Genomic DNA, 23,343 nt, shown 5'->3' with positions numbered 1-23,343 from the left:
GCCGGACCGGCCCGGCAGGGCCGGCGGGTCGATCAGCCCGGCCAGGCCGACAGGGTGGGATCAGCCCGGCCAGGCCGACAGGGTGGGATCAGCCCGGCCAGGCCGGCCAGCGGGTCGGTGGGCTCAGTCCGGCATGGCCGGCAGGCCGATCGGGTTGCCCGGGGGGATCATCGTGTGGCACCGGCGGGCCAGCGGATCGAGCAGCTCGCGGAGCCGGTCGACTCGATCCGCGCCGAGCGCCTGCCACGGGTGGGCGGCGGCCCGGTCGGTGGCCTCCTCGACCGCCCGGAAGCCGGCCCGGCCCTCCTCGGAGGGCTTCCCCTCCGGGGTCAGCCAGCCGCGCCCGACCAGCCGGTCGTGGGCCGCCCGCCACTGCTCCTCGGACCAGCCCCGGCCGGTCAGCATGATCGGCTGCATGCCGTCGGCGATGCGCCAGGCCAGCGTCTCCACCGGGTCCAGGCCGGCGGCGACCAGCGCCGCGACGTGCCCGTCGCCCCGGTGTTCACGCAGCGTCGTGGCCGCCTGCCAGAGCCGGGCGAGAGGGTACTCCGCACGGGGCAGGGCGGCGTTCGCCGCGCCCATCACCCGGCCGCCCGGCTCCACCGCCACGGCGGCGGCCTCCAGCAGCTCCGCCGCCTCGGCCAGGTGCTTCTCGGGCAGTTCGTAGGTCAGCTCGGCGAGCGCCTGCACCGCTCCGGTGAGCCGGGCCCGCAACGCCTCCGCCGGGGTGGCGAGCTGCCAGACGGCCGGCAACGCCCGGCCGACCATGTGCGGGGCGAAGGTGAAGAAGACCGCGACCACCGGGGCGGCGTCGGTCGCGCCCAGCGGCGCGGCGCGCCCGGCGAAGTAGCCGCGCCAGTACCCGCGCAGCCCGACCGCCTCGAAGGCGGCCCGGGACCGGGGGTGGAAGTAGGTCACCACGTGCAGCGGCTCGTAGTGGGTCCACATCAACCGGGCGGTCCGCCCCGGATCGTCCAGTGACGTCACGTGCACCTCCGCGTCCGGCGGGTGGTCACCACGCCGCGCTGCGTGGTGGATCCTGAACCTACTGCCACCGGGCAAGCTGTCGGAAGACTCCTGTGGTCCACACCGCACCGGCCGTTCCGCCGGTCCCGGTGCCGCCCGCCACGGCGGCACGGGGAGCGGGGGCAGATGGTAGGAGGGGTCCCCTGTTACCGCTTTCTGCGGTGCAGGGGACCCCTCCTACCACCTGAACGGGTCACTGGGCGGCGAGGACGTCCACCACGAAGCGCAGCGGGCCGGCCGGACCACCGTTGGAGCCGTCGCGGTACGCCAGCTCGGCCGGGATGTCCAGCTGGACCCGGCTGCCCACGTTCACCCCGACCAGGCCCTGGTCCCAGCCGGGGATCACCCTGCCCGCGCCGACCTGGAAGGTGAACGGCTGGCCGGTCTTCCAGGAGGCGTCGAACTCCTCGCCGGAGGCGTAGAACACCCCGACGTAGTTGACGGTGAGCTGCTGGCCCGCCTTGGTGGCCGGGCCGGTGCCCTTGACCAGCGGGGTGACGGTGAGCTTGGTCAGCTCGCCCGAGCCCTTGGCCACGACCGGCTTGGTGCCCAGCGCCGGGTCGGTGTTCGGGGGCAGCTGCGGAGCGGCGGCCCCGGGCGCGTCCGCCGACGCACTCGGCGAGGAGGTCATGGCCTGGTCGGCCGGCTCGTCGTCGCCCCCGAAGACCACGAACGCCCCGACGATCACGCCGACCACGGCGAGGCCGGCGAGCGCGCCGAGCATCGACTGCCGGCGGCGCTTCGCCTCGGCGGCCTTCTGGGCGGCCAGCTTGGCGGCGAGCCGCCGTTCCGACTTGCTCGCCGGGCTCTGGCCCGAGGACCGGTTCTCCGTGCGCTCACTCACGTCGAGCACTCCCTGTCGCTGTGGAATGGTGGGTCGGCGCCGGTGCCGGGCCGAAGTCGACGCAAACGGTACCCGGATCGATGCTTCGCAGGCAGGGCCCAGCGGCTCCGGCCCCGGGCAACCGGACGGTGGGCGGGTCGTTCCGACGGTAGATTCGGCCCATGGCGTTCCTCACCGCAGACGACATTGCCCTCCTGAACGAACCGCAGCTGGCCCACGTGGCCACGATCGAAGCCGACGGCACCCCGCACGTCACCCCGGTCTGGGTGGACACCGACGGCGAGCACGTCATCTTCAACACCGCCAAGGGGCGGGTGAAGCACCGGAACCTGGAGCGCAACCCGGTCGTGGCGATCTCCGTCTCCGACCGGGCGAACGACTACCGGACGCTGTGGATCAAGGGCACCGTCGAGATGACCACCGAGGGTGCCGACGAGCACATCGACCGGATGGCGAAGAAGTACCTCGACAAGGACACGTACCCGTTCCGCAAGCCGGGTGAGGAGCGGGTGATCGTCAAGGTCACCCCGACTCAGCGCCTCAGCCAGGGCTGACGTACGACGACCGGGGTCAGGCCGTTTTGCGCGGCGCCTTCTTCGGCGCGGCCTTCCTGGCCCCGGTCTTCTTCTCCGCCGCCGGCTCGGCCTTCTTCTGCGCGGTCTTCTTCTCCGCCGCCTTCTTCGGGGCGGCCTTCTTCTCCGTGGTCTTCCCGGCCGGGGCCTTCTTCGCGGGGGCCTTCTTCGCCGGAGCTTTCTGCGCCGACCGGGCCGCCGAGATCGGGGTCGGCTCGCCGGCCTCCGGCTGTTCGCCCCGCGCCGCCCGGGCCCGCTCCACGGACGCCCGGAGCGCGGCCATCAGGTCCACCGCCGCGGCCGGGGCCTTCTCGACCTCCTCCGGCTGGACCACCTCCCGCCCCTCCACCTTGGCGTCGATGACCTCCTGCAACGCGGCCCGGTAGTCGTCGGTGAAGGCGTCCGGCTGGAACTCGCCGGCCATCGAGTCGATCAGCGAACTGGCCATCGCCAGCTCCGGTGGGCGGACGGTGATGTCCTCGTCCAGGAACCCGAAGTCCGGTTTGCGAACCTCGTCCGGCCAGAGCATGGTGTTGAGCAACAGCACGCCCTCCCGGACGCGCAACGTGGCGAGCTGCTCCCGCTGGCGCAGCGCCACCTTGACGATCGCCACCCGCTCCGCGTCGACCAGGGCGTCGCGCAGCAGCACGTACGGCTTGGTCGCCGCCCCCTCCGGCTCCAGGAAGTACGCCTTGTTGTAGAGGATCGGGTCGACCTGCTCGGCCGGGACGAACTCCAGCACGTCGATCGCGTGCGAGGTGGTCAGCGGCAGGTCGGCGAAGTCCTCGTCGGTCAGCACCACCATCTCGCCACCGCCGATGTCGTACCCCTTGGCGATGTCGTCGTAGTTGACCTCCTCGCCGCAGACCGAGCAGGTGCGCTTGTACCGGATCCGGCCGCCGTCGGCCCGGTGCACCTGGTGGAAGCGGATGTCCTTCTCCTGGGTGGCGGAGTAGAGCTTCACCGCGATCGAGACCAGACCGAACGAGACGGCACCCTTCCAGATCGCCCGCATGCTGGCGCTCCTCTCACCGCTTCTGACCAGGATCGCAAATGATCGAAGGTGGCGCGCGCCGTTCACCGGCGAACTACAGTCACACTCGTGCCGGGCCGCCCGCCGCTGAGGCCGATGCTCGCGACGACCGGGCCGCTGCCGGCCGGGTCGGAATGGGCGTACGAGTTCAAGTGGGACGGCGTACGCGCCCTGGCCGACATCTCCGCCGCCGGCCAGCGCCTCTACGCCCGCTCCGGCGTGGAGATCACCGCCGCGTACCCGGAACTGGCGAGCCTGGGCGAGCAGGTGGACGACGCCCTGCTCGACGGGGAGGTGGTGCTCCTCGGCGCGGCCGGTCAACCCTCGTTCACCGCGTTGGCCGAGCGGATGCACGTACGGGACCGGAACCGGGCGGCCCGGCTGGCGGCGGTCGCCCCGGTGACGTACATGATCTTCGACCTGTTGCGGCTGCGCGGGGCGGACCTGACCGGCCGCCCGTACGCCCGGCGGCGCGCGGAGTTGGAGGCGCTGGGGCTCGGCGGGGCCCGGTGGGCGGTGCCGCCGAGCTTCCCCGACGGCCCGGCCACCTACGAGGCGGCCGGTGAACACGGGCTGGAGGGGGTGATGGCCAAGCGGCTCGACGCGCCGTACCGCCCGGGGGTGCGCTCGTCGGACTGGGTGAAGGTCAAGCTGGAGGTGACCGGGGACTTCGTGGTGGGTGGCTGGCGGCCCGGTGCGCGGAAGATCGGCGGACTGCTGGTCGGGGTGCCCGGCCCGGACGGCCGGCTCGCCTACCGGGGCCGGGTCGGCGGCGGGATCGGGGCGGCCCTGGAGCGGGCGCTGCTGGCCGAGTTGGAACCGCTGCGCACCGCCGACTCGCCGTTCGGCCCCGGCGTGCCCCGGGAGGACGCCCGGGGCGCGATCTGGGTGGAGCCCCGGGTGGTGGTCGAGATCAAGTACGGCCAGCGCACCCCGGACGGTCGGTTGCGCTTCCCCCGGGTACTCAGACTGCGTCCGGACAAGCCCCCCGAGGAGGTCGACGATGCCGGGTGAGCGGCTGCGCGTGGAGGTGGAGGGGCGTTCGCTGGAGCTGTCCAACCTGGACAAGGTGCTCTATCCGGATGCCGGGTTCACCAAGGGCGAGGTGATCGACTACTACACCCGGATTGCCCCGGTGCTCCTGCCGCACCTGCGGGACCGGGCGCTGACCCGGATCCGCTACCCGAACGGCGTGGCCGACAAGTCGTTCTTCGAGAAGAACAAGCCGGCCGCCACCCCCGACTGGGTCCGGGTGGAGACCCTGCCCGCGCCCGGTTCGACCAAGGGGCGGGAGACCATCGACTACGTGGTCGCCGACGACCTGCCCACCCTGGTCTGGCTGGCCAACCTCGCCGCGCTGGAACTGCACACGCCGCAGTGGCGGATCGGCGCGCACCCGGACATGCTGGTCGTCGACCTCGACCCGGGGCCACCGGCCGGACTGCGCGAGTGCTGCCAGGTGGCGGTGCTGCTGCGCGACCGGCTCGCCGACGACGGCGTGGCGGCGTACCCGAAGACCTCGGGCAAGAAGGGGATGCAGCTCTGCTGCCCGGTGGCCGGCACCCAGTCCGCCGACGTGGTGTCCGACCACGCCCACCGGATCGCCCGCGAGCTGGAGGGCGCACACCCGAAGCTGGTCGTGTCGCGGATGGCGAAGAACCTGCGTCCGGGGAAGGTCTTCATCGACTGGAGCCAGAACAACGCGGCGAAGACGACGGTGGCGCCGTACTCGCTGCGGGCCCAACCGGTCCCGTCGGTCTCCACGCCGCTGACCTGGGACGAGGTGGAAGCGGTCGCCGCCGACGGCCGGCGTCGGCTGCGTCCGTACACCGCCGCCGAGGTCCTGACTCGGGTCGACGAGTACGGCGACCTGCTCGCCCCGCTGCTCGACGGCGGCCCGGAGCTGCCCACCCGCTGACGCCGCCCCTGTTGCCCCTTGGCCGCCCACCGCCGGCGCCCGGTTGCTATTTGACGTCCATCGATGCGAGGCTGGCGGGGATCTCAGTCGGCGCGTCGAGTGGGGGATCGTCATGAAGCGGCTCGTGTCCCGACTGTTCGCGGCAGCGTGCCTCCTGCCGCTGCTGGCCGTGCCGGCCCAGTCCGCCGCCGCCTCGACCCCCTTCCGCAACCCGCTCAACCCGGGCGCGGACCCCACCATGACCTACTTCGACGGTGCCTACCACCTGGCCACCACCCTCGGGGACCGGATCGGCATCTGGTCCTCGCCGACCCTGGCGGGCCTGGCCAGCGCCGGAGAAAGGACGGTGTGGCGCGACCCGGACCCCAGCCGCAACAAGCAGGTGTGGGCCCCCTCGATCCACCGGTTCGTCCGGCCCGAGGGTCCCCGCTGGTACATCTACTACACCGCCAGCGACGGTGTCGACGCCAACCACCGCAACTACGTCATCGAGTCCGAGGGCGACGACCCGCGCGGCCCGTACCACTTCAAGGCCCGGATCGCCGACGACGGGGAGTACGCGATCGACGGTGAGCCGTTCGTGCACAACGGCACGATGTACTTCGCCTGGTCCGGCCCGGGGCGGGGCATGGGCGGACCGCAGCAGATCTACCTGCGCCGGATGACCAGCCCGTGGACGACGACCGGCAGCCGGGTCGCCCTGCCCGCCGACGGTGGCTGCCACGAGGTACGCGAGGGACCGACCGGACTGCGCGGCCCGGGACGCCTCTTCCTCGTCTACTCCACCTGTGACACCGGCAAGCCGGACTACCAGCTCTGGATGAAGTCCATCGCGGACGGCGCGGACCCGCTGGTGGCGTCGAACTGGCGGCAGCACCCCGGCCCGGTGCTGTCCCGCAACGACGCGGCCGGCGTCTTCGGCCCCGGCCACAACGGCTTCTTCCGCTCGCCCGACGGCACCCAGGACTGGATCGTCTACCACGGCAAGACCACCTCGGCGTACACCTACGAGGGCCGGACCACGCGCGCCCAGCCGGTCGTCTGGAACGCCGACGGCACCCCGAACCTCGGCCGTCCGCTTGCGCTGGCCGCCACCCAGACACCGCCCTCCGGGGACCCGTGGGCCAGCCAGGAACCGGGCGCGACCCGCAGCTACGTCTCCGCCGAGCAGCGGCACCACTTCGACCGCGCCCCCGACGGCAGCCTCACCCACTGGTGGTGGGACCCGGTGGACCGGACGGTGCGGCGCGACGTGTGGGGCGGCCCGATCGCCGGTCGGCCGGTCGGCTACCCGGTCGGTGCCGAACAGCACGTCTTCGCCCGTACCCCCGACGGACGTCTGCGGCACTGGTGGTGGACGCCGGGCGGGACCGTCCGGCAGGAGGACTGGGGGCCGGGCCTGGCCGGCGACCCGACCGGAATGGTCACCCCCAACGGGCAGAAGCACGTGTTCGGCCGCGCACCGGACGGCCGCCTGGGCCACTGGTGGGCCGAGTCCGACGGCACCGTCCGCCGGGACACCTGGACCGGCGGCGACGTGGTCGGCACACCCGTCGCGTACGCCGTCGGCAACGAACAGCACGTCTTCGCCCGGGGCAGCGACAACACCCTGCGCCACTGGTTCTGGTTCCCCGGCATCGCGAACAACCTGCCGGGGCTGGACGACTGGGGTGCGGTCGGCCGGGTGCACTCCGACCCGACCGGGTTCGCCTTCGGCGACCAGCAGCACGTCTTCTACCGGACCGCCGACGGCAGCCTCGAACACCGCTTCTTCGACCACGGCGACTGGGTCGTACGGACCGACAACTGGGGTGGCGCGGTCGTCGGCTCGCCCTTCGCTCTCCGGCAGGGCCAGACGCAGCAGGTCTTCGCGCGGGGCACCGACGGCGCGCTGTGGCGGCTGTCGTGGCGGCCGGGCGGCGCGGTGACCGCCGACCGGACGACCGGCGGGGCCACCACCGACCCGGTGGCGCTCGCCTGGCGCGACGAGACCCACGTGCTGGCCCGGGGCGCGGACGGGTCCCTGGTCGACTGGCACTGGCCGCCCTCGGGCGGTGCGGTGCCGACGTCCTGGGGCGGTCAGGTAGCTCCCTGACCCCCCGCCCCGCCCCCGTCGTCCCCCGCCCCCGCCCGCGCCCGGCCCACGCCTGCGCCCGCCGCGCCCGCCCCGCCCGCGCCGCCCCGCCCGCGCCGCCCCGCCCGCGTCCGCGCGAGCGCGGACTGCCTCTCGCTTCGCGAATCTTGGACACTTACCGTCCTTATACGACGGTAAGTGTCCAAGATTGGCTGCTGCGGCGACCGGCGGTGCGGCAGTGGGGCGAGGTTCAGGCAGCTTCGGGGTGCCAGCGCACGGCTGCGGCGGCGGCGAGATCGCCGGCGTGTGCGAAACCGGCCAGCACCACCAGGTCCCCACGGTTCGGTCGGCCCTGCCGGAGCATCTCGTGCAGGGTGACCGGCACGGCCGCGCCGAAGAGATTGCCGTACTCGTCGAAGGTGTCCGGATGCCGGGCCGCGTCGACGCCCAGCGACTCCCGCCAGTTGGCGAGGAAGAGCCGGTTCGGCTGGTTGGTGACCAGCAGGTCGATCGCCGAGGTGGGAACGTCGAGGCGGTCGCAGAGCCGGCCGACCACCTCCGGTACGAGAGCGTTGCCTCGCTCGATGATCTTTCGTACCTTGTCCGGCGTGAACGAGACGTCGAGCTGGCTGCGCCCCGGCTCCCAGTAGCGGCGCCCGTCCTCCAGCCGGACGCCCATGTCCCCGGCGAACTCGCCGAGGTTGCGCAGCTCGACGTCGAGGATCGGTGACTCGTCCCCCACCCGCAGGTAGCCGACCCCGCAGCCGTCCCCGGGCACCGAGGCGTGCGAGCGGCGGCGTACCTCGGACTGGGCGAACATCTGGCCGGCGGTGTTCTGCACGCAGCAGATCAGCGCGGTGCGGGCCTCACCGGTGCGCAGGATCTGCCGGGCGCTGCGGAGCATGTGGACGAAGGAGGCGCAGCCGCCGTTGTGCACGTCCAGCACCCAGTCCGGGTCCTGCCCGAGCCGGTGCGCCACCGCCGATCCCGCGCCGGTCCAGGGCAGGTCGGGTAGTTGCACGTTGGTGAGCAGGACGTCCAGTGGTCCGTCGCCCCGGGCGGCGGCACGGTCCAGGACCGGTCGCGCGGCCTTCTCGATCATGTCCACGGCGCTCTCGCCCGGGGCCACATGTCGCCGGTACCGCGGCGACTTGAACATCACGCTCTCCCGGAGCGCGTCGTCGTCGCCACCGTAGAAGTCCACGGTCACCCGTCGTTCCGGCAGGTAGCTGCCGACGTCCACCAGGCTGACCGGGCTCACGCGACCTCCCGGTCTCGGTGGGGACGGCCGACCAGCCGGAACCGCAGGTCTGCTGTGCTCATCGAGGATCGCCCCTGTCGTGCGGTGGGTGCGGACGTCCTTCGTGATCATCGTCGCCGGGAAATCGATCCCGCACAAGCCCCGCTGGACCGGCGTGTCCGCTGGCAGCGAGCGCCCGGGACGGAGCGGAAAAGGAAGCGGGCGGCTACCGCTGCCGATGTCGGCTTAGCCCCGACCGGGTGCACGGCGAGGTGTGGTCGGTGGGCAGGGTGCACCGGCCGCCACCGGCCAGTCGCCGGTCGCAGAAGACTCGATGCCGTACGCCCTGGGCGTCCTCGGCCGAGACGGTCACCTCCCCGGCGTCGATCCGCGAGGTGAGCAGGGCCAAGGCGCGGGTGGCCGTGCGGGCGAAGATCCGGGCGCGGTTCAGGTCGGATGCGACGACCGGCACGTGGATCACCCAACGCTCCTCGGGCGTGGTCATCGCCGGTCCCGGGAGGCCGGGCGCAGGGCGTACGTGGTCTGCCAGTCGCGGAGCGCGTCCTTGATCCGCTTGTTCTCGTCGAGCACGGCCTCCAGCGCCGTCTGTGCGACGGTCAGCTCGTCGGCGACCCGGTGCAGGAAGACCCGTATCTCCTCCGGGTCGAGCCCGTGGCGGCGGGTGCTGAAGCAGCGGGCGCGGACCTGCCAGGGGCGCATCGGCTGGTACGCGGACGGCGGGGCCGCGTTGACAGTGTGCCGGTACGCCGGCCGACGCCGGTGGTGCCGGCCGAGCAGGCGACGCAGGAGTGTGCGCATCAGTTGACCGCCCTTCGGGGTGTCCGCTCTCGTCTCGGTCTGTCCTCCGGCCCGACCGCCGCCACATCGATCGCCGGGCGGTGAACGGACGCTTGGTGTCCGGTGAGGTTGGGTGCCGACACGGCTGGCGAGAGGAGCCAGCCGTGTCGGCACTGTGGGCACCCAACCGGGAGGCCGGTTGCCTACCAGGCGTTCCGATGCCGGGACCCGTGGCGATCCTACAATGCAAACCATGCAAAGTGGAAGGCTGGGCATGGTTACCACGCAAAGTCTTGGCCGGCCGGTGACGAGCGTGGGAAGATCTTGGGGCCTACCAGGAGTCGCCCATGCCCCGAATCCCCGACCGCCAACGCATCGCGCAGGACATCCGCGACAAGATCGCCTCCGGCGAGTACGGACCCGGTGCGAAACTGCCGTCGTTGCGCGAGCTGATCGCGCACTACGGTGTCTCTGCGGAGCCTGTTCGCTCTGCCCTGCTCATTCTCCAGGCGGAGGGCCTGGTGGAGGGACATCAGGGCAAAGGCGTCTTCGTGGCCGACCGTTCCTGATCTTTGCCGGGTGCCGCATCTTTGCCGGGTGCCGCTGCCCCGTCTGTGCGGGCAGCTCCAAAGGACTCGGACGGAGTACCCATGACCCGGCCGGACCGGGTAGTCGCGCGTCGGCCCCTTCCGGTCACACTGCTGGCGTGAAGCGAGTAGCTGACCGCGTGCGGTGGTGGTGGATCGGGCCGGCCGTGGGGACGGCGCTGGGTGCCGTCGACTCGGTGGTGAACCACGTGCCCATCTGGCTGGGCGAGGTCGGCACCGCTCGCGCCGAACGGGGCGTCCGGTCGCAGGTCGCGGAGTTCGCCAGCCTGATCCTCGACGCCGGGTGGGCGTGGGCGGCGACGGCCGTGCTGGTGGGCTGGCTGGTCAGCCGGCAGGCACGACCCGCTGCGGGAATGCTGCGCGGCGCGGTGGGCGGCGGCCTCGCGCTGGTGTTCGCCACCACCGCCTACTACGCCATGGACGTGCTCTTCGACGGCGGCGTGTGGTGGGGCATGGCGACCCGGTACTGGCTGGTTGGCAGCGTGCTGCTCGGCCCCGCGCTGGGGGTTGCCGGCGCGTCGGTCCGGCGACCCGGTCCGGTCGGGGCGCTCGCCGCACTGCTGGTGCCCGCTGGGGCCGCCGTGCAGATGGTGGTGCTGCCCCCACCGCCGGAGAGCCTGATGGCGCTGCCGGTGCGGCTGACCGTCTGGATGTCGGCGGCGGTGGCGACTGTGCTGGTCATCCGGGCGAGGGGGCGTCGGGAGGGACTGGCAGCGTCGGTCAGGCCGGGCTGAGGCGAGACCGCCCGGTCAGTCGACGGTGGGAAGCTTCGGGCCGAGGACGTCGTCGGCGTCGACGATCGTGTACGCATACCCCTGCTCGGCGAGGAAACGCTGCCGGTGCGCGGCGTACTCGGTGTCGATGGTGTCCCGGGAGACCACCGTGTAGAAGTGCGCCTGTCGACCGTCGGCCTTGGGTCGGAGCACCCGCCCGAGCCGCTGCGCCTCCTCCTGCCGGGAACCGAACGTGCCGGAGACCTGGATCGCCACCGCCGCCTCGGGCAGGTCGATGGAGAAGTTGCCGACCTTCGAGATGACAAGGGTCCGGATCTCGCCCGACCGGAAGGCGTCGAAGAGCCGCTCCCGTTCCTTGTTCGTGGTCGAGCCCTGCACGATCGGCGCGTCGAGGTACTCGCCGAGCTGGTGGAGCTGGTCGATGTACCCGCCGATCACCAGCACCTGGTCGTCCGGGTGCCGCTGCACGAGCGCGCGGACCACCGGCAGCTTCGTGCGGGCGGTCGCCGCCATCCGGTAGCGCTCCTCGCTCTCGGCGGTCGCGTACGCCAGCCGCTCGGCGTCGGTCAGGGTGACCCGTACCTCGGTGCACTGGGCCGGGGCGATCCAGCCCTGCGCCTCGATGTCCTTCCACGGCGCGTCGTACCGCTTGGGGCCGATCAGGCTGAACACGTCACCCTCCCGGCCGTCCTCGCGGACCAGGGTGGCGGTCAGGCCGAGCCGACGGCGGGCCTGGAGGTCCGCGGTGAACCGGAAGATCGGCGCGGGCAGCAGGTGCACCTCGTCGTAGACGACCAGGCCCCAGTCGCGGGCCCCGAACAGGTCCAGGTGGGTGAACGCGCCGCCGCGCCGCGAGGTGAGCACCTGGTACGTGGCGATGGTGACCGGGCGGATCTCCTTGCGCTCGCCGGAGTACTCGCCGATCTCGTCCTCGGTCAGCGAGGTGCGGGCGATCAGCTCGCGCTTCCACTGCCGGCCGGCGACCGTGTTGGTGACCAGGATCAGGGTGGTCGCCTTCGCCTCGGCCATCGCCGCCGCCCCGACCAGCGTCTTGCCCGCGCCGCAGGGCAGCACCACCACACCCGACCCGCCGGCCCAGAACGCCTCCACCGCCGCCCGCTGGTACGACCGCAGCGTCCACGGCTTCCTGCCGTCCTTGCCGGCCTCGGCCAGCTCGATCGGGTGCGCCTCGCCGTCGACGTAACCGGCCAGGTCCTCGGCGGGCCAGCCGAGCTTGAGCAGCGCCTGCTTGAGTCGACCCCGCTCGGACGGGTGCACCGCGATCGTGTCGTCGTCCAGCTTCGCGCCGAGCATGCCGGCGAGCTTCTTGCTCTTGGCGACCTCGATCAGCACCAGCCGGTCCAGCGCCCGCAGCACCAGCCCGTGCACCGGGTCGTTGGCGAGCTGGAGCCGGCCGTACCGGTCCATGGTCTCGGCCACGTCCACCAGCAGCGCGTGCGGCACCGGGTAACGGGAGTACTTCAGCAGCGCGTCGACCACGCCCTCGGCGTCGTGCCCGGCGGCGCGGGCGTTCCACAGCCCCAGCGGGGTGAGCCGGTAGGTGTGCACGTGCTCGGGTGAGCGCTCCAGCTCGGCGAAGGGCGCGATGGCCATTCGGCAGGCCTGCGCGTCCGGGTGGTCGATCTCCAGCAGCAGGGTCTTGTCCGACTGCACGATCAATGGTCCACCGTTCACGCCGGGTCCTCCCGCTCTCACCAGGTGTTTTGCCGTCTGCCGCCTCGTCGCCCCCGTGCGACGACGGAATCTGGGCGACCCTCCAGTCTTGCACGCAGGGGGAACGGCCAGAAAAATTCACTACAGGGTGCAACCTTCGCGGCACTCACATACGTCTAGCGAAGGGACGGCTGTGCCCCTAGGAGGACACATGAACAGAGTTCGGTCCACCATCCGGGTCGCCGCCCTGGCAGTGGTCACGCTGGTCGGTGCGAGCGCGTGCGCGCTCGACCCGCAGGCTGATCCGGCCGGCGACGACCTCGCCGCGGTCAGCGTGTCGGGACGGTTATCGGGGGAGAGCGCCGTGCTCGGCTCCGACCAGCTGACCGGCCTGACGTCCGCCAGGACGACGACCGCGACACTCGCGACCACCCGATCCACCGTCCAGACCACCTCGAACAAGACCAAGGCCGCCGCCTGCCCGCAGGGGGAGTACCAGAAGGCCGTCGAGACCTATCTCGCCAAGCTGGGCACGTTCGGCAAGGTCATCGTGGACGGCAAGCAGTCCGCCACCGACTGCGCCGCGATCAAGAAGTTCCAGCAGCGGTACGACATCCGCCCGGTCCAGGGCCGTGCCGGACCCACCACGCACGACGTGTCGAAGCGGCTGGCCACGACGAACGTGAACAGCTGCAAGACCGGATCCGGTGTCACGTTCTGCATCGACCTGACCCGGCAGACCACCTGGGTCATGCGGGACGGGAAGGTCATGGTCCCGCCGACGGTGACCCGGACCGGGATGCGCGGCTACGCCACCCCCACCGGCACCTACAAGATCAACAAGCGGACCGTCAAGGAGTGGTCCGACCCTTACGAGGTGTGGCTGCCCTACTGGCAGCGCTTCGTGGGTGGCATCGGGTTCCACCAGACCACCACCTACCTGCACGACAAGTCCATCGGCTCGCACGGCTGCATCAACCTGCTGCCGTACGACGCCAAGCGGTTCTGGGACTGGGGCAAGATCGGCTACCGCGTGGTCGTGTTCGGCAAGCGGCCCGGCACCTGATCCGATCCGACCGCGTCCACCCTGTCACTTCGTCCCCTCAGGTGACAGGGTGGACGCAGGGGGCGGCGACGGGGAGGTCAGCAGATGACGGTCGACCGGGACACCACCGCCGAGAGCGAGCGGGCCGCACCCGTGGCGGAGGTGTCCTCAGCCGACGACACCCGACGCGCGAAAGCCGACGACACCCGACGCACGGACGGAGCCGCCGCGACGCCCACGGTGTCCACCGCGACCGTGGTGGCGTACGCGGTGGCCGGCGCGGCGGTCCTCGGCTGGTTCCTCTTCGGTTGGCTCGTGCTCCAGCAGGGGTTCATCGACTCGCTGGGCGAGTCCGCCGGGGCGGCCTTCGCCCTGCTGCTGATCGTCTCGATCGTCGGCACCGTCCGACGCGGCCGACGCCGCTGACGACCTACCCGTCCCGCACCGCCGCGGTGATCCGGTGCAGGGCGAAGGTGTGCAGCATCTCCGTCCGCTCGTCCTCCGCGCGCAGGTAGCCCGCACCGATCGACACCGGACGCACCAACCGGGACGCGGTCGCGCCGTGCGCGTCCACGTACCCCACCCAGACCAGGGCCTTGTCCCGGACCGCCTGTTGCAGCACCGCCAGCGCGTCCCGGTGACCCGGCACCGCGACCGGGCCACCCCCCTCCGGCGCCACGCCGCGCAACACCGACGGGGCCCGTCGGGCCACCCGCGCCGCCGCCTCGCCCCGCCGGATCTGCTCCACGATGCCGAGCAGCCGGGGTGGGGTGAGCCGGGGCCCAGCCAGCGGGTCGACCGAGCGGGTGGTCACCGGCACCCGGGCCGGGGCCCGGCGTGCCTTCGGCCGGGCCAGCACCGCCGCCCCGGCCGCGTCCTCCGGCACCGGCGCGTAGCCGGCGTCCCGCAGCGCCCCCAGCAGCCGGCCGATCTGGTACGGCGTGACCAGCACGGTCGGGGCGAGCCGGCGCATCGACAGCCCCTCCAACCGCCGATCGGCGAGCACCTCGACCAGCAGCGCCTCGTCGTCACTGCGCAGGTACGCCCCGGCCGAGCCGACCCGCAGTCCGCCGTGCCGGCGGGCCACGTCGTCCACCAGGTACGTCAGCCCCTGCGGCACCGGGGTCCGGGACCGGCGACGGAACAACTCGTGCAGGTCCTCGGCGGACCAGCCGGCGTCCAGCGCCCGGCGCACGCTCGCCGTGGTGACCCGGTGCACGCTCGCCCCGCCGGCCGACTCGTGCTCGGCGACCACGTCCAGTTCGGCGGCGAGCGCCGGCTCCGGTGGACCCGGCACCACCACGGTCAGGTCGGCCTGGACGAGGAAGTGGTCGACCGGCTCGGGGAGCAGCGCGTCCAGGGCCCGGACGGCGGTGGACTGCTCGTCGGGATCGGTCCGTACCCCCAGCGGGTCGTCGCTCCCCGTCCCCTGGGACTCCGTGTCGGCCAGCAGCAGTCGCCCGTACGAGGTGAGCGCCCCCAGCCCGGTCACGCCCAGCGTGGCCGCCTCCGCCAGCACCTCCCGGTGGGCCGTCTCCCGTCCCCGGCTGCGTCGGGGTGCCCGCCAGTCGAGTAGCCCCAGCACCTCGTCGGGGGTGGGGGCGGTCGCCGGGGGCAGATCGGCGAGGACCCCGAGCACGGCCCGGCGGGCGGCCGGCGCGCCGGCCCGTTCCGCCTCGGCGGAGAGCGCACTGATCGGCCGGTCCCGGTCGTCCCGTTGCCCGACCAGGCCCACCTGCCGGGTCATCGCCAGCCAGGCGCGGGCCAACTGCTCCCAGCGCCGGGCCAGGGAGAGCGCCCGCCACACCTCGTACCCGCCGGTGGGCAGGACCTGCTGGTCGGCCCCGTACCGGGTGGTGCTGGCCCCGGGGAGGTCCAGCTCACCGAGGAGCCCGGCCGCGTACGCCGTCTCCAGCAGCAGCGCGGTGGTCGGCTCGTCCAGCCCGGTGACCTTGGCCAGCCGGCGCAGGTCCCGCACCCCGAGCCCGCCGGTCCGCAGCACCGGCGCCGGGTCGGCGGCCAGCGCGTCCAGCAGCGCCTCGGTGTGGCGGACCACCTCCATGGTCTGCCCGGTCCCGGCGTTGTCCACGATTTTCGGCTCACGGGGCGCGGCGGCCACCGTCGGCGGCTCGGTCCGCAGCGGGCCGAGCGGGCCCGTCTCCCGCCGCAGCAGCAGGCCGACCTCGCGGGGCAGCTCCACCGCGCCCGCCCCACCCGACTCGGCCCCGGAGACCGGCACCAGCAGCCGGTGGTCGACCAGCCAGCGCACCGGGGAACCGGTCGGCGGGCCACCGTTGGTCGGATCGGCCGGGACGACGTCCTGCACCCCGGAGGCGGGTGCGCGCAGCGCGCCCGGGGGCACCGTGCCGACCGGCGGTCCGGCGGCGAGCCGGTCCAGGATCGCCCGCGCGGAAGGAGGGGCGGCCAGCAGCGTCCGCCGCAGCTTCGCCGGGTCCGCGCAGAGCGCGGCGGTCGCCGGGTCCAGCTCCGCCGCCGGCCGGCCCAGCCCCGCCGGGTACGCGGACACCTCGTCCACACTCGCCACCACGTGCAGGTCGTGCTCCGGGCCGTACACCAGGAACAGCTCGCGCAGCCGCGACAGGGCGGCCCGGACGGCGGTCGGCGCGGGCGGACGCGGACCGGCGGTGGCCATCGCGAGCACCGCCTCGACGGAGGTGCCGCCCCCGTCGGGGCCCCGGGTCAGCCGGGCGGCGTCGAGGATCTGGAGGGTGAACTGGTCCAACCCGTCGAGCGCGCGGGCCACCGAGACCCGCGACTGTGCCCGGACGGCGAGGGCCGAGAGGTCGGCGGGCACCGGCACGACGAGGTCCGGCCGCCGGGCGAGCAGCGCGGCGAGCGCCTCGTCGTCGAGGGTGCGCAGGTGATCGGCGAGTGAGATGGTCATCGTCGTTCCACGCTAGCCCGCCGAGGGGCCGTCGCGCCCCTCGGACGTCCGGTCGGTGCCCCGGCGACGGTAGGTTCGCAGCATGCCCCCACTGACGGTCGGATTCGACCTCGACATGACCCTGGTCGACTCGCGTCCCGGCATCGCCGCCGCCTTCCGGGCGCTCACCGCCCGGACCGGCGTGCACGTGGACGTCGAGGCCGTGGTCGGCCGGCTCGGGCCGCCGCTGCGCACCGAGATCGCCCACTGGTTCCCGCCGGACGAGGTCGAGAAGGCGGTGACCCTCTACCGTGAGCTCTACCCGGCGTACGCGATCACCCCGACGGTGCCGCTGCCCGGCGCGCGCGCCGCCCTCGACGCGATCCGCGCCCACGGTGGACGGGTCCTGGTGGTCACCTCGAAGCACGGCCGGCTGGCCCGGCTGCACCTGGACCACCTCGGACTCTCCGTCGACGAGCTGGCCGGGGACCTGTTCGCCGAGGAGAAGGCGACCGCGCTGGTCGCTCACGGCGCGACCCACTACGTCGGCGACCACGTGGCGGACATGGTGGCCGCCCGCACGGCCCGGATCCCGGGCATCGGAGTGACGACCGGTCCCTGCACGGCCGAGGAGCTACGCGCCGCCGGAGCGGACACCGTGCTCGATGATCTCACCGGATTCCCGGCGGCGATGGGGCGGTGGATCCGGCTAGCCTGAGGGGAGTAGACGTCTCAAACGAAGCAGAGGTTCTCAGGTGCCGACGGGTCGAGTGAAGTGGTATGACGCGGCCAAGGGATACGGGTTCGTCACCAGTGACGAAGGTGGCGACGTGTTCCTGCCCAAGGGCGCGCTGCCGACAGGGGTCACCGATCTGAAGGGCGGTCAGCGCGTCGACTTCAGCGTCGTGGACAGCCGCCGGGGCGCGCAGGCGATGGGGGTCAAGCTGCTCGACGCCCCGCCGTCCGTCGCCGAGCTGCGCCGCCGGCCGGCGGAGGAGCTGCACGGCCTGGTCGAGGACATGATCAAGGTGCTGGAGGCCAAGGTCCAGCCGGACCTGCGGCGGGGTCGCTTCCCCGACCGGAAGACCGCGCAGAAGATCGCTCAGCTGGTCCACGCGGTCGCGCGCGAACTGGAGGTCTGAGGCACCAGCCCGGCGTCGGCGGCCCGGCCCAGCAGCGCCTCCACGGCGGCGAGACCGTCCGTGCCCAGGTCGGCGGTGAACTCGTTGACGTAGAGGCCGATGTGCTGGTCCACCACGTCGGGCTCCAGTTCCTGGGCGTGGGCCAGCACGTAGTCCCGGGTCGCCGCCGGGTTGGCCCACGCCCGCTCCACCGAGGCGCGGATCCACCCGGCGGCGGCCAGCGGGTCCACCACACCACGCCGGGCCAGGATCGCCCCGAGCGGGATGGGCAGGCCGGTGGTGGACTCCCACCACTCGCCGAGGTCGACGAGGGCGGTCAACCCGTGCCGGGGGTACGTGAACCGGGCCTCGTGGATCACCAGTCCGGCGTCGTACCGGCCGGCGGCCACCCCCGGCATGATCTGGTGGAACGGCACCACCTCGATCCGGGCCGGCGGCCGCTCGGCCGACCAGAGCCGGAACAGCAGGTACGCCGTGGTCCGGTCACCCGGTACGGCGACCGTCCCGCCGGTGAGGTCCCCGGCCCCCGGGCGGGTGAGCAGGAGCGGACCGCAGCCCCGGCCGAGCGCCCCGCCGCAGGGCAGCAGATGGTAGTCGTCCAGCAGCCACGGCAGTGCCCCGTAACTCACCTTGACCAGGTCGAACGCGCCCTGCTCGGCAGCGTTGTTGGTCACGTCCACGTCGGCGTAGGTCACCTCGACCGGCGGTGCGCCGGGCACCAGGCCGTGCACCAGCGCGTGGAACACGAAGGTGTCGTTGGGGCAGGGCGAGATCGCCAGCGAGAGTGCCACGCCCTCACCGTAGCCCGTTGACCTGCCGCTCCGGCCATGCCCCTCCACCACGGTCCCGACCCCCGATCCGCTCTCCTCATTCGCTCTCCCCGCTCTCCCCGGCTCGCTTTCCCTGCTTCCCCCGGCTCGCTTTCCCTGCTCTCCCCGGCTGGCTCTCCGCGGTCCTCGTCGCCCGGCCCGTTCGGCCTGCCACCCGTTGCGGCACTGACGGGGCCCTAGCTCCGGGCGGCCGGTTCCCCGCCCCCTGGCGGCCGGGTTCCCGGCCCCGGGCGACATGCCCCTTCGAGTCCTTTGGAGCTGCCCGCACAGACGGGGCAGTGTCCGACCGCCCACCGCCCACCGCCCACCGCCCGGTTGGTTGGTTGGTTGCAGGGGACCCTTCCTCGGCAAAAAGCGGTAGGAAGGGTCCCCTGCAGGCAACCGGCTGCCCGCTCGCCGTCCGGCGGCTGCCCGCTCGCCGTCCGGCGGCTGCCCGCTCGCCGTCCGGCGGCTGCCCGCTCGCCGTCCGGCGACGGCCCTTTGGGCGCACAGGCGGGGCAGCTCCAAAGGGGCCGAGCGGGCAGCATCCACCGCCGGTGTGCGTTGTCCACAGGTTTGTCCACAGGTTCGACGAGGCTGTTGAGGACGGCGACGACCACTCGGACGATGGGGGTGTGACGGAGCACGCGGTGAGCCTGGACGGACCGAACGAGGATCGACCGACCGCCGGGCTCGGGGGCGGGCGCGAGGGCGGAGGCGGAGGCAGGGGCGGGGGTGGGGCGGAAGGTGAGGGTCGGGCGGAAGGTGACGACGAACGGAACAGGGCGGGTGTCGAGTTGGGGGCGGTGCTGCGCGCTCTGCGTCGCCGGGCCGACCTGAGCCAACGGGAACTGGCCGGGCGGGCCGGGGTGCCGAAGAGCACGGTGGCCCGGATCGAGTCGGGCGGGTTGGTGGATCCACGGTTCCGTACGGTCGAGCGGTTGGTCCGCGCCGCCGGGGGCGAGGTGGCGGTCGGCGTCGCTGGCAGGGACAGGGAACGGCTGGCGGCGGTGCCGCCTGTGCCGCACGACGGGTGGCGGGATGACGCGGACCGCCGCTACCCCGCCCACCTCGATGTGCGGGAGGTCCGCACTCTCAAGGACTGGCCGGGGGCCTGGTGGGCGGACTGGTACAACCTGCCGCCGGAACGGTGGCCGTTGCCGGTGCCCCCGGCGACCTACGACCTCGACCGGCGTCGTCGTGACCGACGGCGGGAGGTCGACCGGATTCTCCGGTGCCTTCGTTACCGGCGTGACGACGTCGGCCTGCCCGCCACCTCGTGGCGGCTCGTTGCGGAGTTGCCCGATGGTGCGCTGGTGGGGGAGTTGCGAGCCCACGAGCGCAGCGTCGACCTGCTGTCGGCTCGCCCCGGCGACGGTGCGCGGGAACTGGTGCTCGACGGGGTGCTGGTCGCACCGGGCCTGCACCGGGTGGGCATCGGGCGGCGGCTGGTCACCCTCCTCGTCGAGGGGATGGATCGGGCCGGGATCGGCGCGGTCCACGCGATCGCCGAGGGTGGCGGGGTCGAATTCCTGCTCGCCTGTGACTTCCGACTGGGAGGCAGCCGGCTGTGGACGCTCAGCCTCCGTCGGCCCCCAGGGCGTCGAGGGCCGCCGCCGCCGAACCCAGGGCGGTGAGGGCCTCCCGGAGCCGCCACGCGTCCCGGTCCCGGGGCCCGATCGGGTTGGAGATCGTCCGGATCTCCACGAAGGGAAGCCCGGCCTGGGTGGCGGCGACCGCCACGCCGTGCCCCTCCATCGCCTCGGCCACCGCGTCGGGATGCCGTACGGCGAGGGCCCGGGTGCTGGCCGCGGTGCCGGTCACGGTGCCGACGGTCAGCACCGTTCCGACCACCGCGTCCGGCAGGGCCGACCGCAGGGCGGCGAGCAGGGCCCGGTCCGCCTCGACGGCGACCGCGCCGCCGAGTTGCTCGGCGGTCATGCCCAGCTCGTCGATCGGGATGAACCCCTCCGGTGACTCCGCGCCCAGGTCGGCCGCGAGGCTGCGCTTGGCGAGCACCGTCCCGCCCACCGCCACCCGGTGGGCGAAGCCGCCGGCCACACCGGCGCTGACCACGCCGCGGTACGGGCGTCCGGCGGCCTCGGCGAGCGCCAGCAGTCGTGCGGTGGCCGCGCCCGCCACGGCCGGCCCGACCCCGACCGGGACGACCGTCGCCGTCGGATCGGTCAGTCCGGTACGCACCGCCTCCGCCTCGGCGGGAACCGCGGTCACCACGAGGAGGCCGGTCACGCCACCGGCCCCTGGGAGTCCTGGCGGTCCTCGCCCTCCGACCGGTCGGCTGCCGGCGAGGGACGGTAGAGGTGGAAACCGGGAGGGACCAACCGTTCGTCCTCGGGCGAGGTGGGTGCCGGCGGACGGGCCGGAGGCGGGGATGGAGGCTGGGGCCGGGGCGGGGTGGACGCGGACGGTCGTGCCGGTGCGGACGTGGTGGTGGCCGGGCCGGTCGGAGCGGAGGTGGTGGTCGGGCCGGTGGGCGGGGCCGTCGAGCCGGCCGGAACGGGCTCGGGGGTCGGTGTCGCCGCCGGGCCGGACGGATCGGTGGCGCCCGACGGGGCCGGGCCGGGATCCGCCGGGTCGGTGGTGTCGGCGAGTTCCTCGTCGCCGAGCGGTCGGCCGAGCAGGCGTTCCCCGCGCAGCCGGTTGGTGACCAGCATGCCCCGGACGGCGGCGAGCGTGCCGGCGGCGGCGGCCACGCCGATGCCGATCCGCCCGTCGAAGGGAACCAGCCCGAGGCCGCCGCCGGCCACGAAGGCGAGCATCAGCGCGGTCTCGGAGTGGGCGAAGGAGCTGGCCCGCAGCCGCTCCGGGATGCGTTCCTGGATCGACGCGTCCACGGCGAGCTTGGCGATACCGCTGCTCAGGGCGGCCACCAGGCAGAGCGCGGCCACCATCTCCAGGGAGAACCGGATGGTGGCGAAGACCGCCACCCCGGCCACGATGACCATGCCGCTGGACTGGATCAGCGCCGGGTGGTGGATGCGGAGCCGGGTGCCGACGGCGGTGGCCAGGAAGGTGCCCACGGCCAACGCCGCGCCGACCAGACCGAGGGCGGCCTCGTCTCCGAGGTCCCGGCCGAGGACCACGGTGGGCAGGTCCCCGGCCTTGATCGCGAAGGCGAGGAAGAGCAGTAGGAAGCCGTACACGGCGCGGAGGGTGGCAGCGCCGATCAGGGTGGCCAGCACCAGCCGGCCCGCCGGGCGTCCACGCCCCAGGGGCCGTTCACCGTCGCGGCCGAACGCCCGACGCAGCGGGCGGGGAACGCGTTCCGGCGGTTCGGAGTCGGCGCGGGGCGGGAGGCGCAGGGCGATCACCATGCCGGCCAGGAAGATGAGCGAGGCGACCCGGAGCGGCCACTGCGGGCCGAACCAGAACGCGGCGAGCCCGATCGGTGCGACGAGGCCGCCGGCGATGGTGCCGTAGACGCTGGCCCGTGCGCCGACCTGGGAGAGGCCGAGCCCCTCGGGGAGCAGCCGGGGCACGGCCGCGGACCGGGCCACCCCGTAGGCGCGGGAGAGGGCGAGCACCCCGAACGCCGCCGGGTAGAGCCCGAAGCCGTGGATGTAGTCGGAGATCATCCAGGCCAGGAACGCCCGGCCCAGCATGGTGGCCGCCAGGGCGTAGCGCCGGCCGTGCCGGAAGTGGTCGAGTAGCGGACCGACCACCGGCGCCAGCATCGCGAACGGCACCATCGTCACCAGCAGGTAGATCGCGACCTTGCTGCGGGCCTCGCCGAGCGGGACGTTGAAGAAGATCGTTCCGGCCAGGCCGATCGCGATGAGCGTGTCCCCGGCGCAGGAGACGGCGTGCAGGTCGAAGAGGCGGACCATGCCGATCTCGCCCCCGGCGCTGCGGGCCCGGGCCCGGCCGAACCGTCGTCCCATCCACATGCCGCCGTTGACCGACCCCCGGAAGAGTCTGCGGGTGGTGCGGACGCCCGTGCCGACGGTCGTCCCGAGGACGGAGCGCCCGGAGCGGGAGAACAGCGGCATGTGCACCATCCTCGCCCATCGTCCCGGCCGACGTCGCAACTGCCCGGGAAGACGTGTGTCGGGGAGTCCCTGTCGGTCCGCGCCGCGCATGGGGGACAATGGACAGGTGACCAGGCCCGCCTCCGCCCGCGCCCGTCTCGACCAGGTCTGCGCCGCCGCCGTCGAGGTGGCCCGCGACGGCATCACCGAGGTGGAGCCCTCGGATGTCGGCGACCACTTGAAGGCCGTCGCCGAGGGTGACCGGCTCGTCACCCACTACTTCGAGTGTCGGCTTCCGGGCTACCGGGGTTGGCGTTGGGCGGTGACCGTCACCCGCGTCCCGCGCAGCCGTAACGTCACGATCTGTGAGACCATCCTGTTGCCCGGCCCGGACGCGCTGCTCGCGCCGGGCTGGCTTCCCTGGCAGGAGCGGCTCCAGCCGGGTGATCTCGGCCCTGGCGATCTGCTGCCCACCCCGCCGGACGACGAGCGACTGGCCCCGGGCTACGTGCTCTCCGACGACCCGGCGGTCGAGGAGACCGCCTGGGAGCTGGGGCTCGGCCGGTCCCGGGTGTTCTCCCGGGAAGGGCGGATGGACACCGCCCAGCGGTGGTACGACGGCGACCACGGTCCCGGTGCGGCGATCTCGGTGGCCGCTCCCGCCCCCGCGCGCTGCGGGTCGTGCGGGTTCTACCTCCCGCTGGCCGGGGCGCTGCGGCAGTCCTTCGGCGCCTGTGGCAACTTCTACGCTCCCGACGACGGTCGGGTGGTCAGCGTCGACCACGGGTGCGGCGCGCACTCCGAGGCCCTGGTCGAGACGGCCGAGGCCGCGGTCGACGAGCTGCCCACCATCTACGACGACAGCGCGGTCGAGGAGCTGTCGGTGAGCCGGGCGCCCGGCTCGGTCGAGGCCACCGAGCCAGGGGAGCCGTACGGCCACCCCTGAACCCGAG

The 23,343-nt window shown here is 73.3% G+C and carries 23 protein-coding genes; 12 read left to right on the top strand and 11 right to left on the bottom strand.

The window, feature by feature from the left end:
* Nucleotides 1-123: 123 nt before the first annotated feature.
* Nucleotides 124-948 carry an SCO6745 family protein gene (locus GA0070618_RS07575; protein WP_088981007.1) on the bottom strand — a complete coding sequence of 275 codons (825 nt, stop codon included), beginning with the start codon at nt 946-948 and terminating at the stop codon, nt 124-126.
* 271 nt (nt 949-1,219) lie between these two features.
* The gene (locus GA0070618_RS07570) at nt 1,220-1,870 is read right to left on the bottom strand and encodes an FKBP-type peptidyl-prolyl cis-trans isomerase (protein WP_088985356.1); all 651 of its coding nucleotides are present in this window, start codon (nt 1,868-1,870) and stop codon (nt 1,220-1,222) included.
* Nucleotides 1,871-2,031: 161 nt separating this feature from the next.
* Between GA0070618_RS07570 and GA0070618_RS07565 the strand changes: the two genes are divergently transcribed.
* Complete coding sequence (locus GA0070618_RS07565) at nt 2,032-2,424, top strand: PPOX class F420-dependent oxidoreductase (RefSeq protein WP_088981006.1); 393 nt, start codon at nt 2,032-2,034, stop codon at nt 2,422-2,424.
* A gap of 16 nt (nt 2,425-2,440) precedes the next feature.
* Here GA0070618_RS07565 and ku read toward each other — a convergent pair whose 3' ends face one another.
* The gene (gene ku / locus GA0070618_RS07560) at nt 2,441-3,457 is read right to left on the bottom strand and encodes a non-homologous end joining protein Ku (RefSeq protein WP_088981005.1); all 1,017 of its coding nucleotides are present in this window, start codon (nt 3,455-3,457) and stop codon (nt 2,441-2,443) included.
* Between the two features lie 87 nt (nt 3,458-3,544).
* Here ku and ligD (GA0070618_RS07555) point away from each other — a divergent pair, with 87 nt between their 5' ends.
* The 3 genes from ligD (GA0070618_RS07555) (at nt 3,545) to GA0070618_RS34225 (ending at nt 7,488) form a co-directional block, all read left to right on the top strand.
* Nucleotides 3,545-4,489: a non-homologous end-joining DNA ligase gene (ligD, locus tag GA0070618_RS07555; protein WP_088981004.1), complete on the top strand. Its 945-nt coding sequence runs from the start codon at nt 3,545-3,547 to the stop codon at nt 4,487-4,489.
* Nucleotides 4,479-5,393, top strand: a complete 915-nt coding sequence (gene ligD / locus GA0070618_RS07550) for a non-homologous end-joining DNA ligase (RefSeq protein ID WP_088981003.1) — start codon at nt 4,479-4,481, stop codon at nt 5,391-5,393. The genes ligD (GA0070618_RS07555) and ligD (GA0070618_RS07550) overlap by 11 nt, the downstream gene beginning before the upstream one ends.
* 112 nt (nt 5,394-5,505) lie before the next feature.
* Entirely contained in the window at nt 5,506-7,488 is a 1,983-nt protein-coding gene (locus GA0070618_RS34225; protein ID WP_143740432.1) for a family 43 glycosylhydrolase, read from the top strand.
* 229 nt (nt 7,489-7,717) lie between these two features.
* Here the strand turns inward: GA0070618_RS34225 and GA0070618_RS07520 are convergent, their stop codons facing one another.
* The 3 genes from GA0070618_RS07520 to GA0070618_RS07510 all read right to left on the bottom strand — a co-directional run bounded on the left by GA0070618_RS07520 (nt 7,718) and on the right by GA0070618_RS07510 (nt 9,526).
* Nucleotides 7,718-8,728 (bottom strand): 3-oxoacyl-ACP synthase III family protein, encoded by a 1,011-nt coding sequence (locus tag GA0070618_RS07520; RefSeq protein ID WP_088981002.1) that lies wholly within the window; start codon nt 8,726-8,728, stop codon nt 7,718-7,720.
* 205 nt (nt 8,729-8,933) lie between these two features.
* Nucleotides 8,934-9,212 (bottom strand): hypothetical protein, encoded by a 279-nt coding sequence (locus GA0070618_RS07515; protein WP_088981001.1) that lies wholly within the window; start codon nt 9,210-9,212, stop codon nt 8,934-8,936.
* Nucleotides 9,209-9,526, bottom strand: a complete 318-nt coding sequence (locus GA0070618_RS07510) for a DivIVA domain-containing protein (RefSeq protein WP_088981000.1) — start codon at nt 9,524-9,526, stop codon at nt 9,209-9,211. Before GA0070618_RS07510 ends, GA0070618_RS07515 begins: the two co-directional genes overlap by 4 nt.
* 326 nt (nt 9,527-9,852) lie before the next feature.
* On the opposite strand from GA0070618_RS07510, the gene GA0070618_RS07505 reads away from it, so the two are divergent.
* Nucleotides 9,853-10,074: a winged helix-turn-helix domain-containing protein gene (locus tag GA0070618_RS07505; protein WP_088980999.1), complete on the top strand. Its 222-nt coding sequence runs from the start codon at nt 9,853-9,855 to the stop codon at nt 10,072-10,074.
* 137 nt (nt 10,075-10,211) lie between these two features.
* Complete coding sequence (locus GA0070618_RS07500) at nt 10,212-10,847, top strand: DUF6518 family protein (RefSeq protein WP_143740467.1); 636 nt, start codon at nt 10,212-10,214, stop codon at nt 10,845-10,847.
* 15 nt (nt 10,848-10,862) lie between these two features.
* Here GA0070618_RS07500 and GA0070618_RS07495 read toward each other — a convergent pair whose 3' ends face one another.
* Nucleotides 10,863-12,542, bottom strand: coding sequence for a DNA repair helicase XPB (locus GA0070618_RS07495; RefSeq protein ID WP_088980997.1), 1,680 nt, complete (start codon nt 12,540-12,542; stop codon nt 10,863-10,865).
* 190 nt (nt 12,543-12,732) lie between these two features.
* Here GA0070618_RS07495 and GA0070618_RS07490 point away from each other — a divergent pair, with 190 nt between their 5' ends.
* Nucleotides 12,733-13,587: a L,D-transpeptidase family protein gene (locus GA0070618_RS07490; RefSeq protein WP_088980996.1), complete on the top strand. Its 855-nt coding sequence runs from the start codon at nt 12,733-12,735 to the stop codon at nt 13,585-13,587.
* An 84-nt stretch (nt 13,588-13,671) separates the two neighbouring features.
* Nucleotides 13,672-13,992 (top strand): hypothetical protein, encoded by a 321-nt coding sequence (locus GA0070618_RS35465; protein WP_414467565.1) that lies wholly within the window; start codon nt 13,672-13,674, stop codon nt 13,990-13,992.
* A 4-nt stretch (nt 13,993-13,996) separates the two neighbouring features.
* Here GA0070618_RS35465 and GA0070618_RS07480 read toward each other — a convergent pair whose 3' ends face one another.
* Nucleotides 13,997-16,471 carry a helicase-associated domain-containing protein gene (locus GA0070618_RS07480; RefSeq protein WP_088980995.1) on the bottom strand — a complete coding sequence of 825 codons (2,475 nt, stop codon included), beginning with the start codon at nt 16,469-16,471 and terminating at the stop codon, nt 13,997-13,999.
* Nucleotides 16,472-16,553: 82 nt separating this feature from the next.
* Here GA0070618_RS07480 and GA0070618_RS07475 point away from each other — a divergent pair, with 82 nt between their 5' ends.
* Nucleotides 16,554-17,168: an HAD family hydrolase gene (locus tag GA0070618_RS07475; protein ID WP_088980994.1), complete on the top strand. Its 615-nt coding sequence runs from the start codon at nt 16,554-16,556 to the stop codon at nt 17,166-17,168.
* Between the two features lie 37 nt (nt 17,169-17,205).
* A complete protein-coding gene (locus GA0070618_RS07470; RefSeq protein WP_088980993.1) occupies nt 17,206-17,592 on the top strand; it encodes a cold-shock protein in 387 nt (128 codons plus the stop codon).
* On the opposite strand, the gene GA0070618_RS07465 is transcribed toward GA0070618_RS07470, so the two are convergent.
* Nucleotides 17,553-18,383 (bottom strand): 1,4-dihydroxy-6-naphthoate synthase, encoded by an 831-nt coding sequence (locus GA0070618_RS07465; protein ID WP_088980992.1) that lies wholly within the window; start codon nt 18,381-18,383, stop codon nt 17,553-17,555. The two genes, GA0070618_RS07470 and GA0070618_RS07465, sit on opposite strands and share 40 nt — an antisense overlap.
* 824 nt (nt 18,384-19,207) lie before the next feature.
* On the opposite strand from GA0070618_RS07465, the gene GA0070618_RS33330 reads away from it, so the two are divergent.
* Entirely contained in the window at nt 19,208-20,038 is an 831-nt protein-coding gene (locus tag GA0070618_RS33330) for a helix-turn-helix domain-containing protein (protein ID WP_231931648.1), read from the top strand.
* On the opposite strand, the gene GA0070618_RS07455 is transcribed toward GA0070618_RS33330, so the two are convergent.
* A complete protein-coding gene (locus GA0070618_RS07455; RefSeq protein WP_088980990.1) occupies nt 19,980-20,651 on the bottom strand; it encodes a futalosine hydrolase in 672 nt (223 codons plus the stop codon). The two genes, GA0070618_RS33330 and GA0070618_RS07455, sit on opposite strands and share 59 nt — an antisense overlap.
* Nucleotides 20,648-22,411 (bottom strand): MFS transporter, encoded by a 1,764-nt coding sequence (locus GA0070618_RS07450; RefSeq protein ID WP_088985354.1) that lies wholly within the window; start codon nt 22,409-22,411, stop codon nt 20,648-20,650. The genes GA0070618_RS07455 and GA0070618_RS07450 overlap by 4 nt, the downstream gene beginning before the upstream one ends.
* Between GA0070618_RS07450 and GA0070618_RS07445 the strand changes: the two genes are divergently transcribed.
* On the top strand, nt 22,410-23,336 hold the full coding sequence (locus GA0070618_RS07445) for a DUF3027 domain-containing protein (protein ID WP_172900270.1): 927 nt from the start codon (nt 22,410-22,412) through the stop codon (nt 23,334-23,336). The two genes, GA0070618_RS07450 and GA0070618_RS07445, sit on opposite strands and share 2 nt — an antisense overlap.
* The last annotated feature ends 7 nt before the right edge of the window (nt 23,337-23,343 follow it).

This window comes from Micromonospora echinospora, assembly GCF_900091495.1.
Taxonomy (GTDB): Bacteria; Actinomycetota; Actinomycetes; order Mycobacteriales; family Micromonosporaceae; genus Micromonospora; species Micromonospora echinospora.
Note: the sequence above shows the minus strand (reverse complement) of the source record. Positions and strands in the feature narration are given on the sequence as shown.